The sequence below is a fragment of the Streptacidiphilus sp. EB129 genome, assembly GCF_041262645.1.
Lineage (GTDB): Bacteria > Actinomycetota > Actinomycetes > Streptomycetales > Streptomycetaceae > Streptacidiphilus.
This window is the reverse complement of record NZ_JBGCCS010000029.1, coordinates 40257-55396: the sequence shown is the minus strand read 5'-3', so window position 1 is coordinate 55396 and position 15140 is coordinate 40257. Positions and strand designations below refer to the sequence as shown.

General features: G+C 71.1%; 13 protein-coding genes. 4 read left to right on the top strand and 9 right to left on the bottom strand.

The genetic code is table 11. The features are described from left to right. Positions 1 to 66: 66 nt before the first annotated feature. Positions 67 to 873 carry a hypothetical protein gene (locus ABH925_RS28320; protein ID WP_370152247.1) on the top strand — a complete coding sequence of 269 codons (807 nt, stop codon included), beginning with the start codon at positions 67 to 69 and terminating at the stop codon, positions 871 to 873. Positions 874 to 885: 12 nt separating this feature from the next. On the opposite strand, the gene ABH925_RS28315 is transcribed toward ABH925_RS28320, so the two are convergent. Beyond that, complete coding sequence (locus tag ABH925_RS28315) at positions 886 to 1530, bottom strand: response regulator (RefSeq protein WP_370152382.1); 645 nt, start codon at positions 1528 to 1530, stop codon at positions 886 to 888. A 53-nt stretch (positions 1531 to 1583) separates the two neighbouring features. Then, the gene (locus ABH925_RS28310) at positions 1584 to 2894 is read right to left on the bottom strand and encodes a sensor domain-containing protein (RefSeq protein ID WP_370152379.1); all 1311 of its coding nucleotides are present in this window, start codon (positions 2892 to 2894) and stop codon (positions 1584 to 1586) included. Between the two features lie 205 nt (positions 2895 to 3099). Here ABH925_RS28310 and ABH925_RS28305 point away from each other — a divergent pair, with 205 nt between their 5' ends. Continuing rightward, positions 3100 to 3603, top strand: coding sequence for a hypothetical protein (locus ABH925_RS28305; RefSeq protein WP_370152244.1), 504 nt, complete (start codon positions 3100 to 3102; stop codon positions 3601 to 3603). A 324-nt stretch (positions 3604 to 3927) separates the two neighbouring features. Here the strand turns inward: ABH925_RS28305 and ABH925_RS28300 are convergent, their stop codons facing one another. Next, positions 3928 to 5430: a hypothetical protein gene (locus ABH925_RS28300; protein WP_370152241.1), complete on the bottom strand. Its 1503-nt coding sequence runs from the start codon at positions 5428 to 5430 to the stop codon at positions 3928 to 3930. Between the two features lie 269 nt (positions 5431 to 5699). Next, complete coding sequence (locus ABH925_RS28295) at positions 5700 to 7091, bottom strand: MFS transporter (protein WP_370152239.1); 1392 nt, start codon at positions 7089 to 7091, stop codon at positions 5700 to 5702. Between the two features lie 93 nt (positions 7092 to 7184). Between ABH925_RS28295 and ABH925_RS28290 the strand changes: the two genes are divergently transcribed. Then, entirely contained in the window at positions 7185 to 7760 is a 576-nt protein-coding gene (locus ABH925_RS28290) for a winged helix-turn-helix transcriptional regulator (RefSeq protein WP_370152236.1), read from the top strand. A 90-nt stretch (positions 7761 to 7850) separates the two neighbouring features. Here ABH925_RS28290 and ABH925_RS28285 read toward each other — a convergent pair whose 3' ends face one another. After that, the gene (locus tag ABH925_RS28285) at positions 7851 to 9917 is read right to left on the bottom strand and encodes an alpha-galactosidase (protein WP_370152233.1); all 2067 of its coding nucleotides are present in this window, start codon (positions 9915 to 9917) and stop codon (positions 7851 to 7853) included. A 341-nt stretch (positions 9918 to 10258) separates the two neighbouring features. Next, on the bottom strand, positions 10259 to 11098 hold the full coding sequence (locus ABH925_RS28280) for an SDR family oxidoreductase (protein ID WP_370152376.1): 840 nt from the start codon (positions 11096 to 11098) through the stop codon (positions 10259 to 10261). A gap of 90 nt (positions 11099 to 11188) precedes the next feature. Here ABH925_RS28280 and ABH925_RS28275 point away from each other — a divergent pair, with 90 nt between their 5' ends. Continuing rightward, positions 11189 to 11560, top strand: a complete 372-nt coding sequence (locus tag ABH925_RS28275; RefSeq protein WP_370152230.1) for a winged helix-turn-helix transcriptional regulator — start codon at positions 11189 to 11191, stop codon at positions 11558 to 11560. Positions 11561 to 11575: 15 nt separating this feature from the next. Here ABH925_RS28275 and ABH925_RS28270 read toward each other — a convergent pair whose 3' ends face one another. The 3 genes from ABH925_RS28270 to ABH925_RS28260 form a co-directional block, all read right to left on the bottom strand. Further along, positions 11576 to 13078 carry a carboxylesterase/lipase family protein gene (locus ABH925_RS28270; protein ID WP_370152228.1) on the bottom strand — a complete coding sequence of 501 codons (1503 nt, stop codon included), beginning with the start codon at positions 13076 to 13078 and terminating at the stop codon, positions 11576 to 11578. After that, positions 13075 to 13770 carry an MBL fold metallo-hydrolase gene (locus ABH925_RS28265; RefSeq protein ID WP_370152225.1) on the bottom strand — a complete coding sequence of 232 codons (696 nt, stop codon included), beginning with the start codon at positions 13768 to 13770 and terminating at the stop codon, positions 13075 to 13077. The genes ABH925_RS28270 and ABH925_RS28265 overlap by 4 nt, the downstream gene beginning before the upstream one ends. Positions 13771 to 14013: 243 nt before the next feature. Continuing rightward, complete coding sequence (locus ABH925_RS28260; protein WP_370152223.1) at positions 14014 to 14934, bottom strand: helix-turn-helix transcriptional regulator; 921 nt, start codon at positions 14932 to 14934, stop codon at positions 14014 to 14016. Positions 14935 to 15140 lie beyond the last annotated feature (206 nt).

Genomic DNA, 15140 nt, shown 5'->3' with positions numbered 1-15140 from the left:
ACATCGCGACCCACCAGCGCGCACGGACGATCCCGATCCTCAGGTATCCCCGGTCGCGCATTCGCCGTGCTCGTCGCCCTCGCCGTGGCCCTCGTCCCGGCTTTCATCGTCGCCCCCGGCCCATGGGCGGCGAGCATGTCCGGCGGCGGCTTCGGCGATCAGCGAGTCCTCGTCGACGGCCTCTCCACGTCGTTCGTCGACTACTGGAGTTCCGGCGACCGGAACTTTCCCCCGGGCTTGGAGCGGGTTGTCGACTACTGGCTCCAGTTCCATGTGGTCAAGGCTGTGATCGCCGCGACCCTGCTCACCGTGCTGACAACGCTCGGCGTTCTGCTCTGGAAGGCCTTTCTGCGGGCCGGCGGGATCAGGGCGGGAGGCAGGGCCGCTCTCGCGTCGGCCGGCGTTGTCGTCACGGCGCTCGCGCTGTTCTCGTTGACGGCGGTCATGGCCAACATCCAGGGGGCGACAGCGCCCTTCTCCTCGCTGCTGTCGATGCTTCCGATGCACGCGCCCCACGGAGAGCTCGCCGATACGCTCGATCAGGTCAGGCGGCGCCTGGCCGACTACCCGAATTCCGGTGACCGAACTCCGCCTGCGGTCGAGGTGATGGTCAGCGACTTTTCCCGGTACCACGCGGTGATCGCCGTGGCCGCCACGATGGTGGCGGCCGTCCTTCTCGGTATGAGTGTGGTGTCGTGGAGGAGGTTCGCGAGCACAGCGGCGTCCGACAGGCGAACGAGGCGCGTGTTCAGGCTGTTCGGTCTTCTCTCGGCCTTGCTGGCGTCAGCCGTCATCGTTGTCGCTGTGGCGAACCTGACCACCGCAGCCGATCCGGCGCCGGCGCTCCTGGCCTTCTTCCACGGCGGATGGTGAGGAGCCGCCCCGTCAGGCGTTGAGGTAGGCGAGGACCGCGAGCACCCGGCGGTGCTGAGCGTCGTCGGGCGGCAGGCCGAGCTTCGCGAAGACGTTGCCGATGTGCTTTTCCACCGCGCTGTTGGAGAGCACCAGCCGCCGGGCGATGGCCCTGTTGGAATGGCCCTCGGCCATCAGTGCCAGCAGTTGCCGTTCACGGGCGGTCAGTGCGCCCAGCGGGTCGTCCCGCCGCCGTCCGGCCAGGAGTTGGGCGACGACCTGAGGGTCGAGCACCGTCGCGCCACGGGCGACGCGGTCCAGGGCGTCCAGGAACTCCTCGACCCTGGCGACCCGGTCCTTCAGCAGGTAGCCGACCGCGCCGGAGCCGTCCGCGAGCAGGTCGGCGGCGTAGGACACCTCCACGTACTGGCTGAGCACCATGATCGGGGCACCGGGAACTTGTCCGCGGGCGGTGATCGCCGCCCGCAGCCCCTCGTCGGTATGGGTCGGCGGCATCCGCACATCGACGACCGACACGTCCGGGCGGTGTGCGAGCACCGCCTCGACCAGCCCGGGGCCGTCACCGACCGCCGCCACCACTTCGTGACCGTCCTCGGCGAGCAGGCGGACCAGCCCCTCGCGCAGCAGCACCGCGTCATCGGCGACGACGATCCGCAGCGGCTCTCGGGCCGTGGGGTCCGACGGCGTTCCGGGCACTGTTCCGTCCGAGGTCAGCGACATGGCAGCTCCGCGGTGACCGTCGTCGGGCCGTCCTCGGGACTGTTGACCCGCAGTCGGCCGCCGACCGCCTGCACCCGGTCGGCCAACCCCTGCAGTCCATGTCCCTTGGCCAGGGCCGCGCCGCCCACCCCGTCGTCCGTCACCCGGACCCGCAGCATTCCCTCAGCATGACGCATTCCGACCGTGCACCGGCGGGCGTGGCTGTGCTTGGCCACGTTGGTCAGCGCCTCGGCGACCACGAAGTACGCGGCCGTCTCGACGGCGGCGTCCAGCGGACAACCCAGGGGACCGGCGTCGAGCTCTGCGGGTACGACGCAGCGCGCGGCAAGAGAGGACAGCGCCTCCCGCAGTCCGCGGTCGACGAGGATCGGCGGTGCGATGCCCCGCGACAGCGCCCGCAGCTCGTCCAGCGCATCCTGGGCCCGGAGGACGGCGTCGGCGAGTGCGGCCCGCGCGAGTTCCGGCCTGCTGTCGAAATGATGCTGCGCGCGTCCCAGTTCCATCGCCAGACGGACCAACTGCTGCTGGGGCCCGTCGTGGATGTCCCGTTCGAGCCGGCGCAGGGCAGCCGCCTCAGCCGTCACCACCGCGACGGCTTGCGCGCGGGCGGTGTCGCGCTCCTGCTCCAGTCCACTGATCCTGCGGTGCAACGCGGACATGCTGGACAGCAGCGCCCGCCCGAGTCCGGCCTGGGCCACGACGCACACCCGGGTCACGACAGGCAGGGTGAACAGCAACAGCACGGCGACTGTGATCGCGAAGGCGAGCCGCGCGGCCGGCGACGTCAGCCCCAGGCTCAGGGCGATGTGGGACCGGCCGCTGCCCGCGTACAGGGTCATCGGCCGCAGGGACCCCGGCGCGACCCGGCTGCGCAGGGGGTACGTGGCAATCGCGACTCCCACGAACCACCACAGCACCGTCACCACCGTGGTGACCAGCACGACCGGAAGCACCGTCACCGCATGCGCCAGGTCGAGCCACAGGTCCGCCCCGTCGGCCGTCTCCTTCGACCTCGGCCGCCCGCCCGTGTCCTTTGCCCCGCCGGCCCGGGAACGTACCTGGCCGATCCGCCACCACTCCAGGTCGCCGGGCCAACGCGCCAGAGCCAGAGCCCGGGCCGCGACGGGCGAACCGCCCGGCGCCAACGAACCGACCGCTGCGACACACAAACCGCCGACCACCAGCGGCAGACCGACAGCGGCGCTCAACGGCGCGGTAAGGAGATACAGCGATTCCACGAGCGCGCGACGCCCGACGCGAACGGCAGACCCGGCACTTGGCCGCCACCGGCCCGCGACCATGGAAGGCAACGACTCAACCATCCACGGAGGCTAACGCGGAGCAGCACTGTGGCGTTACCTGGGCGCGCCGTTCGTACCACAGGGGCGTCTCCTTCCGCTGCCCGCGTCGTTCTCGCCGGTGCCGCAGTACTCGACGCTCTTCCCGGTCAGGAAGGCGGAGGCCGCTCAGGTCGCAGTGGTGTCGCCTGGGGAGTCTCCTGGACTTATGAACGGGCTGTGGATCGCGGTCGCGACAGTCGCCGTCGCGGTGGCCCTGGTCGTCCTCGTGCATGTCAGGGTCAGAGATCATGAGCAGCGGCGCGAGGAGGACGAGGCCCGCGCACGCGCGGTCGTGGTGGTGTGGAGTCTCCACAGTGGACAGCTCCCCCACGCACCCGGGGCGGTGATCACCAACGGGGGTGGGGATCCGGTCCGGGCCGTCGAGATCACGTGCGTCGTCGCACTCGACGGCCAGGGCCGGGAGTGGGTCGCGGTACTGCCCGGCGGGCCGCCCTATCGTGGTGAGCTCGGCGCCGGGGATGCGTGGAGCTGCGCCCTGTCGGGACCGTACCTGCGGCACGGCGAGCCCCGCACCGTGGTCGACGGCGACCAACTCGTGGTGACCTTCCGGTTCACCGACCTGCACGGGCACCAGTGGCAGCGCGTGGGAGACGATCCGCCCCAGCTCTTGTACGCCGGCTCCTCCCATCCCCGTCGGCACAGTGCCTGACATCAAAAAGCGTCCGGAGCGGCTCTGTCTGCAAATGCCGGTACGTATACGGCGTCGAAGTTCTGCCTGACCCTTCGGATCACCTTGCACCCCGGCGACCAAGGCGTGGATTGTCAATTCGGTGCGGATTCTGTCGAACGAGGGATGCTGAAACAGTGCGCCCCAGGTTATTTCCACTCATGCGGAGACGAAATTTCCTCGCGCACTGTTCCGCCGCACCTGCTTTCCCCGGACGCGGGCCCGTGACAGAGCCGGGTCCCCCGAGCGTCTGCTCGGGGGACCCGGTGTCGTGTCCTGTGCTGCTGCCTACCGCTGGTCAGCAGGTCACCAGTGGGAGCCGGCAGTGGTACCGGCCGAGGCGGTGGGCCAGGGTGTGGGGGTCGGCCCCCCACTCGTCATCGGCGAGGGTGTGGGTGACACCGACATGCTCGGTAAGGAGGTCGGCGAGGAGGACGAGCCCGAGAAGCTGACCCGCAGACGGGCCAGGAAGAGGTGCGTGGTGGTCGGCCAGCTGCCGCCGTGGTGGTAGGAGGCCGGGGTCTGCTGGACGAACGCCCAGACCAGGTCCCCGTTGCCGAGCACCGCGATGGTGCCGGAGACATGGATCGTCAGGACGAGATCCGCCGTCAGGAACCGCCCCTGGGAGTCGATCAGCCGGAAGTGGGTGCCCGTGTACTGCCCGTTGCGGTACGCGTCCCAGGTGACCAGCATGGCACTCTGGCCGTAGGGCGCGATGTGCACGTTGAGGTTCTGGGTGGACTGATCGCTGGTCAGGAAGACCGACTGCGCGTTCCGCCAGTGGCTGCCGCTGAGGAAGACGACGACGACCTGGTTGGTCCTCCAGCGCGGGCTCACGCTCCAGGTGAGGCTGTTCTTCTTGTAGGTGACGGGGCCGCGCGCGGACAGGGCGACCACCTGGTTGCCGTTGGCGGTCTTCATCTGGTCGACACTGCTGCTCTTCGAGGATCCGGAACCGCCGTCGTCGTAGCAGGTCGCGTAGGACGAGCTGGATCCCGAGGAGAGGGAGCGTCCGACGTCGCCCCGGCAGCCCCATTCCCAGCCCCCGGAGAGGACCCGCCCGGAGCCGCTGACGGGGACCATCTTGTCGCCCCACTGCCCGGCGCTGGAGCCGCTGGTGCCGTGCACGGTGAAGTACGTCGTGTACTGGCTGCCGTTCCAGGCGAGTTGGCCGTTGAGCGCCGGTGAGGTGTCGTGGCTGGAGGAACCGGTCAGCCTGACGACGAAGGCCACGTGGTTGTTGGCGACCCGGATCAACGCTGCGGCGGTCTCGCCGTACCTGTTGTGATCGGCGACGCGGGTGAGCAGGGTGAAGCCGTCGTTGAAGGCGACCAGACCGCCGATCTCCCAGGCCCCGTTGATCACCACGTCCGGCCCGCGCCGCTGCAGGTAACGGTTGACGGGCGTGACGTGGATCGAGTTGGACGCCTGCCAGGCCACCTCCAGGGTGCCGTTGGGCGCGACCGCGGTGACGGTCCGCGTCCAGGTCGGGATCCCGTTGGTGGACGGGGACAGGTAGCTGAAGGCGGAGCCGAGGCTGACCGCCGTGACGGAGATGTTCGTCGCGAGGACGCTGCTGCTCATCATGGTGGGCGCGGTGACGGCCGCAGCGGCGGGGGCGGGGGCTGCCCCGCCGGTCGGGGCCGAGGTGTTGGCCGTGGTCCCGTTGACCGGAGTCGCTTGCGGCGTGACATCCGCGAAGGCCAGCCCGCCGGCCGCGGCGAGTGCCAGCGCCAGCGGGATGCCGATCACGAGTCGGCGCCTGCGCCGCGCCGCACGATCCCTGACTTTGATTCGCATGCCGGACATTTCTGCTCCCTTTCGCTTGGGCGAGATACAGACTGCCCTGCCGGAGGCCTGGGAGTCCGACCCCGGGGCATTGCGTAAGACAGCGGTAATGGAGCCTCTTCCACGTCAGGAAAACCCGCGCCCTGGCTTTTCCCGGAGAATCGCAGATCAGTGCATTCCGCTCGGCGAGCGATTTCCGCCGTTGCCGCCGTTGCCGCGGTTGCTGCGGTTGCTGCGGTTGCTGCGGTTGCTGCGGTTGAAAAGAGCGCTGATCCCGAAGGGGCGGTTGGCTACCTCGCCGCGGCCCGGCGCTGGGCGGCGGCGAGTACCAGGGACGCCGCGGAGGCCAGCAGCGCCGCCACGATCACCGCCGTCCAGCCGCGTCGGAAGGCGTCCAGCGCGCTCTGCGGTCCGTGCGGGGTGCCGATCAGACTGACCGTCAGCGCCACGCCCACCACCGCGCCGATCTGCCGGGCCATCGTGGTGACCGCCGAGCCGGTGGCGAATCGCGTGGGCGGCAGCGCCGCCGCGGCGGACCCGATCAGGGTGGGCAGGGTCAGTCCCACGCCCAGGCCGGTGAGCAGCATCCCGGGCAGCAGTTCGGTGGCGTAGCCGGGCCGGACTCCGATGGTGGCCGCCCACCAGCCGATGCCTGCAGCGAAAAGCAGGGTTCCGAGGGCGGCCAGCCGCCCGGGGCCGAGCCTGCGCACCGGCGCGGCGCTGCCCAGTGCGACCGGGGGCACCAGCAGCGGGCCCGGGGCGATGGCCAGTCCGGTGCGCAGCGCCGAATACCCCCATGCCTGCTGGCACCACAGGACCGAGGTCAGCAGCATCCCGGCGAAGGCGACGGTGAACAGCAGCGCGGCGGTGTTGGCCGCGGCGAAGCTGGGCACCCGCAGCAGCGGCAGTTCGACGATGGGAGCAGGGTGGCGTGCCGAGCGGCGCAGGAACCAGCCGGTCAGCAGGACGGCCGCGAGCAGGCCGCCGAGGACCCGGGCCGAGTCCCAGCCCCAGTCGTCCCCCTTGACCAGGGCGACGGCGAGAACGGCGATGGCGGCGGTGAGGAGTCCCGCGCCGAACAGGTCCGGCAGCGGTCCGTCCTCCTTGCCGCGCAGCCTGGGCAGCACGCGGGCGCCGACGGCGATGGCGGCTGCGCCGACCGGGACGTTGGCGATGAACACCCAGCGCCAGTCGGCCTCGACCAGCAGCCCGCCGAGGACCGGTCCGAGCCCGGCGGCGATGCCGCCGATCGAGGCCCAGGCCCGGATGGCGGCGGGACGCTCGGCCGGGGGCGTGGCGTCCAGCAGCAGTACGAGGGAAGTCGGCATCAGTGCGGCGGCACCCGCCGCCTGGACCACCCGGGCGGCGTCGAGCCAGCCGACGGCCGGGGCGAGCGCGCAGAGTGCGGAGGCAACGGTGAAGACGGCCAGCCCGGCGAGGAACACCCTGCGGTGTCCGATCCGGTCCGCCAGCCGTCCGGCGGCGACCAGCAGGGCGGCGAAGACGATGGCGTAGCCGTTCAGCACCCAGGAGAGGGTGGCCAGGGTGCTGCCGTGGAAGTGCCGCTGCATCGCCGGAAGGGCGACGTTGACGATGAACAGGTCGAGGTTCGAGACGAACACCGCGGCGGCTACCACCAGGAACGCGGCCCGACGGTGCGGCCGGTCCCGGTCGGCAGACACGGACACAGGGTTTGATATTCCAACTATCTCCATGGCCGGGAACGCTAGCGGTAGTGAGTTTGAAAGCACAACCCTCTGTGGCAGGCTGGTGGAGTGACCCAGCACACCGACGCCCAGGACACCGAAGGCCGGCCCGCCGGCACCCGGCCTGCCGCGGACCGTTCTGCCGCCGTTCCGCCACCGGGCCGCCCCTGCTCCATCGCCGCCGCGCTGCAGATCCTCGGCGAGAAGTGGGCGCTGCTCGCCGTGCGCGAGATCTTCTACGGCAATCACCGCTTCGACCGGATCGTCCGCAACACCGGTGCCCCACGCGACCGGCTCACTGCCCGGCTGCGCGCCCTGGAGGAGGCGGGGGTGGTCGAACGCCGCGCTTACAGCCAGCGTCCGCCGCGCTACGAGTACCACCTCACCGAGGCCGGACGGGACCTCGCCCCGCTCACCCAGGCGCTGCTCGCCTGGGGCGACCGCTGGGTGACACCCGACCCGCCAGTGGTGCTGCGGCACCATCCGGCAGGCCACCCGGACCACCCCGACCACCCGTTGGACGTGGCCTGGACCTGCCGTACCTGCGGGATGGAGGTGCGCAGCCCGGACGTCAGCCTGGAGATCCTCTCCCCGGGCTGGGACCGCCAGGGCCCGACCGTCCCGGGACCCGAGGCCGCGCCCTGAACACCGCCTCCCCCTTGCGGCGGCGAAGGGCCCGGCACGGTGTCGCTCCGTGCCGGGCCCGTCCGTGGTCGACTCAGGGTCCAGGAGGGGTCAGGACAGGACGGTCCAGCTCTGGCCTGCTGCGGCCGGGTTGGGCGGGTTGGTCATCCCGGTCGAGCCTGCGGTGCCGGCGGCGACGTCCAGGACCAGGCCGTTGCCGACGTTGGTGATGGTCAGCGCGCCGGCGCTGTTCTGGGTGACGTGCCACTTCTGCCAGGGGTTGTTGGTCGAGGGGTTGAGCAGGTAGGCGCTGCCGACTCCCCCGCCGCCGGCCAGCACGGTGTGTGTCTGGGCGGAGGTGTAGCAGTTGTCGGTGATCTGGACGGTGCCGTCGGCGTTGGGGGTGAACAGCCACTGCTGGGCGGCGTTGCCGCTCTGGTACGCGTTGATGTCGGAGTTGCCGCCGACCGGGGCGTAGCAGCCGCCCTGGACCTCGAGCGCCTGGCCGCCCGTGCCGCCCGCGCTGATGGCGTGGTACTTGCCGTCGCCGACGATGCTCGCCCCGGTGCCGCCGGTGCCGCCACCGCCCATGCCGATGGCTCCGCCGGCGATGCGGAGGAGCGTGACGCCGTGCGCGGGGATCCAGCTGCCGCCGACGGTGCCGGCGAGGGTGCCGGTCGCGCCGGTCCACAGGTCCCGGTAGGAGTAGCTGGAGCCGGTCAGGCCGAGGTCGGCAAAGCTGGCGCTGGGCATGGCCCAGTTGCTGGGGTCCTGGTTGATCAGCGCGACGGCCAGGTCGCCGTTGGCGAGTTGGCGCTTGAGGATCACCGGCGCCGTCGGGGAGGCGGGCGGGTTGCCGACCAGGGTGGCGGGCTTGGCGAGGCTGTCCTGGTCGATGGCGATCATGTCGGGGTTCTTCAGCAGCCCCAGCGCGGAGGTGTTGATCCCGGTGGACCAGGTGTAGCCGTTCGCGGTGTGCTGGGCGTCGGCGGTGGCACGCAGGTCGGCGCCGGAGATGAGCGGGGCGGCCATCATCGACAGGACGGACAGTTCGGTGCGCGACTCGTCGTCGGTGAACGGCTTGTCGCCCTTGTAGGTGTCGGTGACGCCCCAGACGCCGTTGGGGTCCTGCCAGCCGGCGAACATCATGTCCATGTCGTTCCAGCTGCCGGGGTGGACGTTGCCCGGGTACTTCAGAGCGGTCTGGAGCTGGCCGTTGTAGAGCACGCCGTCCAGTTCGCTGTCCCGGTCACCGCCGATGCGGCACATGTTGGCGACCTGGCCGCACCACACGCCGGTGGGGTAGTAGCCGGGAGCCTGGTGCGGCTGGGTGCCGGCGGCCACGATCAGCGGGTCGGTGCGGGCCGGGTCGTTGGCGTTGAGCAGGTAGGGGATGCCGGTGTGCGCGGGCTGGGCGGACAGGCTGAGGGTGACCTTCGGCCTGCCCGCGGCGGCGGTCGCCGCGTCCAGGGCCCGCTGGAAGGTCTGCGTACGGGCGTAGATGGACTCGGTGAGTTCCTTGCCCTCGCCCTGCGGGTAGTAGCTGTAGCCGTCGGGGCCCACGATCGTGGGGCCGTAGGGGCAGTCGTCGTACTTCACGAAGTCGACGCCCCAGGAGACGAAGTCGTTGGCGTCGGTGGTCTCGTGGCCCAGGCTGCCGGGGTGGCCCTGGCAGGTGGTGTAGGTGTCGGTGGCGTACAGGCCGAACTTCATGCCCTTGCTGTGCGCGTACCAGGTCAGGTACTGGATGCCGTTCAGGCTCTGGCCGTTGACGGTCTGCGGGGGGAACTGGCCGGGGTCGGGGACCAGGTGGCCGCTGGTGGGGTCGTTGCCGGTGCCGTCGGTGCCGGAGACCGGGTTGCCGTAGTTGTCGTACAGCTGCATGGCGTTGTCGGCGGTCTTCGCGAAGTCCGTGGTCTGGCCGTCGCGGTGGCGCATTGACCAGCCGTCGTCCACGGTGACGGTGTTGTAGCCGGCCTGCACCAGGCCGTTGGCCGCCATGAAGTCGATGGTCTGTTTGACCTCGGCTTCGGTGACGGACGGGCCCATGCTGTTCCATGAGTTCCACCCCATGGGCGGGGTAAGGGCGTTGCCGTTGCCGAGGGCGGCGGCCGGAGCGGCGGCGACCAGGGTGGTGGCACCGAGGCCGGAGACGGCCAGGGCCATGGCGGCGAGCATGCCGGCAAGGCGATGTGGCGATGTGCGCATGTGGGGGCTTCCCGGGTGGTGGGTGGGTCGGAGGCCGCGTCCGCCCGAAGGGCAGGCATGACAACGGCCGGCGGGGGGTGGGCGACTCTGAGCCGTGGGCGCCGTGGCATCGATCAGGAGCACCACGGCGCCCACAAGCCCTGCAGGTGGGGGGTATGACAGACATTCACGCGGTGCGTCACCGTCAGCGGGGCACCGACGTGGGGGAATCACTGGTCCGTCTGGCCTGGACGGTGATGCCATACGATATGGCACCGATCCATAACCCACAAGAGTCAACACAACAGACCATCACCCGCGCTGACCGGCTTTCAGCGGAACGCGGCGATATTGCGGGTGGCCCACTCGCTGAACGGGCGCGGGGCGCGGCCGAGGACCCGCCGGACGTCCGGGCTGATGCGCAGTTCGGCCGGGTTCGGGGAACCGAGGATGGTCAGGGTGTCCTCGGCGAGCTCCGCCGGCATGCTCTGCGCCATGGCGGCCTTGGCCTCCTCGCGGGTGAGGTCGTGGAACCGCACCGGCGAGCCCAGCGCGGACGCGATGGCCTGCGCCTGCTGGCGCGGCGTGATCACCTCCGGGCCGGTCAGCTCGTAGACGCCGCCGGCGTACCGGTCATCCAGCAGGCAGGCCGCCGCGACCTCGGCGATGTCCGCCGGGTCGATGACCGGTACCCCGACGTCGCCGAAGGGCGCCGCGACGACCCCCTGCGCGCGGATGGACTCGGCCCACCACAGGGCGTTGGAGGCGAAGCCGCCCGGCCGCAGGATGGCCCATTCCAGACCGGACTCCCGCAGCACGTCCTCCAGTGCGCGCATGGCGATCCGCGTTCCGCCGAAGGGCCTGGTCGCCACACCCTGCGTGGAGAGCAGGACGACCCGGCGGACCCCGCCGGCCTCGGCTTGGCCGATGATGTCGGCCGGATTGGCTCCGGGGGCGTGCAGGTCGCCGGACAGGAGCAGGAACAGCGCTTTCGCCCCGGCCAGCGCGGGCTCCAGGCCGGTCGGCCCGGCCAGGTCGGCCGCCACGTGGCGGACGCCGTCCGGCACCGCCGCCGCGTGCCGTGACACCGCCGTCACCTGCTGGCCCGCCTCGGCCAACGCCCGCGTCAACGGCCGGCCCACATTTCCGGTAGCCCCGGTCACCACGATCATGATCAGCTCCTTGTCACCTGTCTTCTGTGCCTTCACGCTAGGAGCCGGGCTAACTCCTGGTAAGGACATACCTTGAGGTAAGTTCGTCACGTGACGGGAAGCGTGCAGCACACACGGGCCGAGGCCGGGAAGCAGTATGAGGTGTTTCACACCGACTGCCCCGCGCGCGATGTGGTCGACCATGTGACCAGCAGGTGGGGCGTCTGGGTGTTGATCGCCTTGCAGAGCAACAGTCTCCGGTTCTACGAGCTGCGCGACGGCATCCAGGGCATCAGCGAGAAGATGCTCGCCCAGACCCTGCGCGCACTGGTCCAGGACGGTCTGGTCTGGCGGGAGGTCGAGCCGACGACGCCGCCTCAGGTCACCTACGGGCTGACCGAGTTCGGTCGGGATGTCGGCGAGCCGCTGGCGGAGCTGTTCGACCGGATTACCCGGCGGCTTTCGCCACGCGACGCCGGATAGCGTGGTGGTGGCGGCTCAGGGGGTGTTCGAGATGCGGTCACCGTGGCCGGCGGTGCTGGTCATGCTCCACTGCTCGTCGATGACGGCGGTGGCGCGGGCCGCGAGGTCGTAGGGAGTCCAGCCCGGGTCGCCCTCGCGGATGAACGCGGTCCAGGCCGCGTGCGTGCGGTCCGCCAGGTCGGCGGGCGGTCGGTGCGGGCCGAGCAGGGCGGTGTCGCCGTACAGGGCGGGCAGGTCGGTGTGGTGGAAGACGAACGGCAGTTCCACGCAGTGGCAGGCGCCGAGCGCGCCGCCGAAGGCGGTCGAGCGCCAGGCGAACTCGTAGGCGAAGGTGCGGGCGCGCCGATGGCGGGCGTGGGCGTCGGCGAGGAGTCGGCTGCCCTGGGCGAAGCTGTCCGTGATCAGTCTGCTCGCCAACTCGGCGGGGTGGGCTGCCGGTTCGTCGGTCCGGTACGCGGCGAGCCGTTCCCGGGGGTTGGTCAGGCGCCGTTCGGCGAGTGCGAGAAGCCTGATCTCGGTCATGGCCGCGCCCGATGGCACGGTGTAGAGGTTGGCCTCCTCGCGATTGGTGCCGATGAGCAGATCCACGTCGGTGCCGTAGCCGTCGTACACGGCCTCGGCGGGCTGCCGGTCCAGCGACCGGCCGTCGATGACGCACTTCACGGGACTCTCGCCGAGTGAGGTGTCGAGAGGACCGTCCGGTAGGACGACGGTCGGGCCGATCGTGCCGAGTGCCTGTGTCAGCCACCGGTCCTCGATCGCACCCAGGTCGGCGGACGTTGCCCGAACGTTCAGGGCCTGGGCCACCGCCCGGGTGGTCAACGCCGCCTGTTCCGCGCTGATCGCCGCCGTACCGCTGCCGCTCTGGCTGATCGCCCGGCTGAACAGTCGCTCGCGCCGTGCGTCGGGGCCGGCGAGCAGTGCGGCGACGATCATCGCCCCGGCGGACTGGCCCGCGACGGTCACCCGGCCGGGGTCGCCGCCGAAAGCCGCGGCGTTCTCGGCCACCCAGCGGAGCGCGGCGATGACGTCCAGCAGTCCGCGGTTGGCCGGTGTGCCGGGGACGTCGAGCCACCCCGCGACCCCCAGGCGGTAGTTGAGGGTGACGGTGACGATGCCGTCGCGGGCGAAGGACGACCCGTCGTAGAGCGGTGCCTGTCCCGTTCCGGAGATGAGACCCCCGCCGTGCACGAAGACCAGCACCGGCAGCCCGCCGGAGGGGTCGGCGGGGGCGGTGACGGTCACGGTGAGGTAGCCGGGGTCCGGGATCCAGCCGGGTCCCAGCACCGGGGACAGGTCCAGGCCGCCGAAACCGGAACGGGCCTGGGCGGGAGCTGTTCCGCCGGGGACGGTCGCTTCGCGCACCCCGTCCCAGCGTGGGGCCGGGGCGGGCGCGGCGAACCGGGCGGGACCGGTCACCGGCGCGGCGTACGGAACCGACGCGAAGGTCCGTACGCCCGCGTGGAGTCTGCCGCGGACCAGTCCGCCCGTGGTACGGACTACCGGCGCGCGGCTCACACCCGCTCCCCGAACGGCGCCCACGACTGGATGGCGTACGACGAGCCGGTCCGCCGCACCCGTGCCCCCGACCTGCCCCGCAGATGCGCCGGGAAGACCAGCGCGCCCTGATCGGCGGCCCGGTCCAGCACGCGGCGCCGCGACGCGCGCGCCGCGGCCGGGTCCTCGCAGAAGCAACTGTTGGCGTCCGGCTCGATGATCTGCACCGGGTTGTGCAGCACATCACCGACGAACACCGCCAGCTCCCCGCCCGACCGCAGCGTGAGCACCGAGGAGCCCGGGGTGTGGCCCGGCGCGTACTCCAGACGCAGGGCACCGTCGATGTCGTGGACGTCCTCCCACAGCACGGCCTGGCCGGCCCGTACGACCGGCGCGACGCTGTCCTCAAAGACGTTCGCGTTGGCCGCCGCCGTCCGGGCGGGACGGGCGCGACGGGCGCTGTCCGGGTGCCAGAAGTCGTGGTCGGCGCGAGGCATCAGGTACCGGGCGATGGGGAACGTCGCCACCCACTCCCCGTCCACCAGACGGGTGTTCCACCCGACGTGGTCGGCGTGCAGATGGGTGTTGACCACCAGGTCGACGTCCTCCGGCAGGACGTGGACGGCGGCCAGCCGGGCCAGGAAGTCGGTGCTGCGATGGTCGAACGCCGGTGTGTCCGGGCGTGACTTGTCGTTGCCGACACCGGTGTCCACGAGACGTCGCGCCCCCGCTGCGCAGGACGAACGTCTGCATCCGGGTCATCAGGAGCCCCGCGTCCTGGTCCCAGTGGTCCGGGGAGAGCCAGGAGCTGTTGTCGTGCCATACCTCAGGGCCGATGTCCGCGAACATGGCCGCCGGCGGGCGGGTGGGGGTCTCGAACTCCACCACGCGCGTCACCTCGACGCCACCGAGACTGAAGGAATCCACAGGCCGTCCTCTCTCCAGGGCTTCCAGAGTCAGCGAGGGCTCTGGGTGACCGTCGGCATGGGGTCCTCGGTTTCGGCGTGCCCGGTGCGCGGCGCGGTCGGGGTGTCGAGTCGGGCGAGCAGGGAGAGCGCCGCCGCGGACGCGGTGTCGGCGCCCGCCGTGGCCACGACGATGCGTTGGCCCTCCTCCTGGGGGACGTCCAGGGACTGCAGGTTGAGCTCCATGCGGCCGACGACCGGGTGGTGCATGCGGTACGCCGCGAGGGCCCACTTCCTGACCCCGTGCTCGGCCCACATCGCGGCGAACTCCGGGCTCTTCATGGTCAGTTCGCCGATGAGCGAGGCCAGCCGGGGATCGTCGGGGTGCCGCCCGGCGGCGAGCCGGAGCTTGCCGACCACGTTCCTGGCCTTCTTCGGCCAGTCCACGAACAGGTCCCGGGTGTGCGCATCGAGGAACACCAGCCGCGCCATGTTCGGGCGCCGGTCGGGCTCCTCGGGGATCTGCGGGTCCAGATGCCCGGCGAACAACGAGTGCCCGGTGCGGTTCCAGGCCAGTACGTCGCTGCGGCGGCCCAGCACCAGCGCGGGTGCGTCGCCGAGCGCGTCGACCAGCTGCCGGGTCGTGTCGCCGGTCCGCTCCGGCGCGGGCCTGCGCCGGGTGGTGCTGCGGCGTGGTGCACTGGCCAGATCGTGCAGATGGGCGCGCTCCACCTCGTCGAGACCGAGGGCGCGGGCCAGAGCCTCCAGGACCTCGGGTGACGCGTTGAGCGAACTGCCCTGTTCCAAGCGCGTGTAGTAGGACAGGCCCACCCCGGCGAGCTGGGCCAACTCGTCACGGCGCAGCCCGGGCACCCGACGGCGCTCTCCGAAATCCGGGAGCCCCACATCCGCCGGCTGCAACTGCGCCCGGCGCGTCCTGAGGAACTCTCCCAACTGCGGCTTCTTGTTCATGCACCGAGTATCCAGCACCGGTGCGCCACCCAGCCTGCCCCTGGCAAGGGCAGGCTGCGAGCGGCCGACGCCAGCACACTCGAAGCCACGAGCAGAAGCCAGTGCCGACCTCGGCTTGCCTCAACTCGCCCTTGAACTCGGGGAGTTCACTTCCCACACCACAGAAACCGCGTACCCAGTGATCACTATTGGTCAGACCACCGACG

Excerpts from the sequence above, each read along its gene's own strand:
- ABH925_RS28310 (WP_370152379.1), bottom strand. The coding sequence starts at position 2,894 with ATGGTCGCGGGCCGGTGGCGGCCAAGTGCCGGGTCTGCCGTTCGCGTC.
- ABH925_RS28305 (WP_370152244.1), top strand. The coding sequence starts at position 3,100 with ATGAACGGGCTGTGGATCGCGGTCGCGACAGTCGCCGTCGCGGTGGCC.
- ABH925_RS28300 (WP_370152241.1), bottom strand. The coding sequence starts at position 5,430 with ATGTCCGGCATGCGAATCAAAGTCAGGGATCGTGCGGCGCGGCGCAGG.
- ABH925_RS28285 (WP_370152233.1), bottom strand. The coding sequence starts at position 9,917 with ATGCTCGCCGCCATGGCCCTGGCCGTCTCCGGCCTCGGTGCCACCACC.
- ABH925_RS28280 (WP_370152376.1), bottom strand. The coding sequence starts at position 11,098 with ATGATCGTGGTGACCGGGGCTACCGGAAATGTGGGCCGGCCGTTGACG.
- ABH925_RS28260 (WP_370152223.1), bottom strand. The coding sequence starts at position 14,934 with ATGAACAAGAAGCCGCAGTTGGGAGAGTTCCTCAGGACGCGCCGGGCG.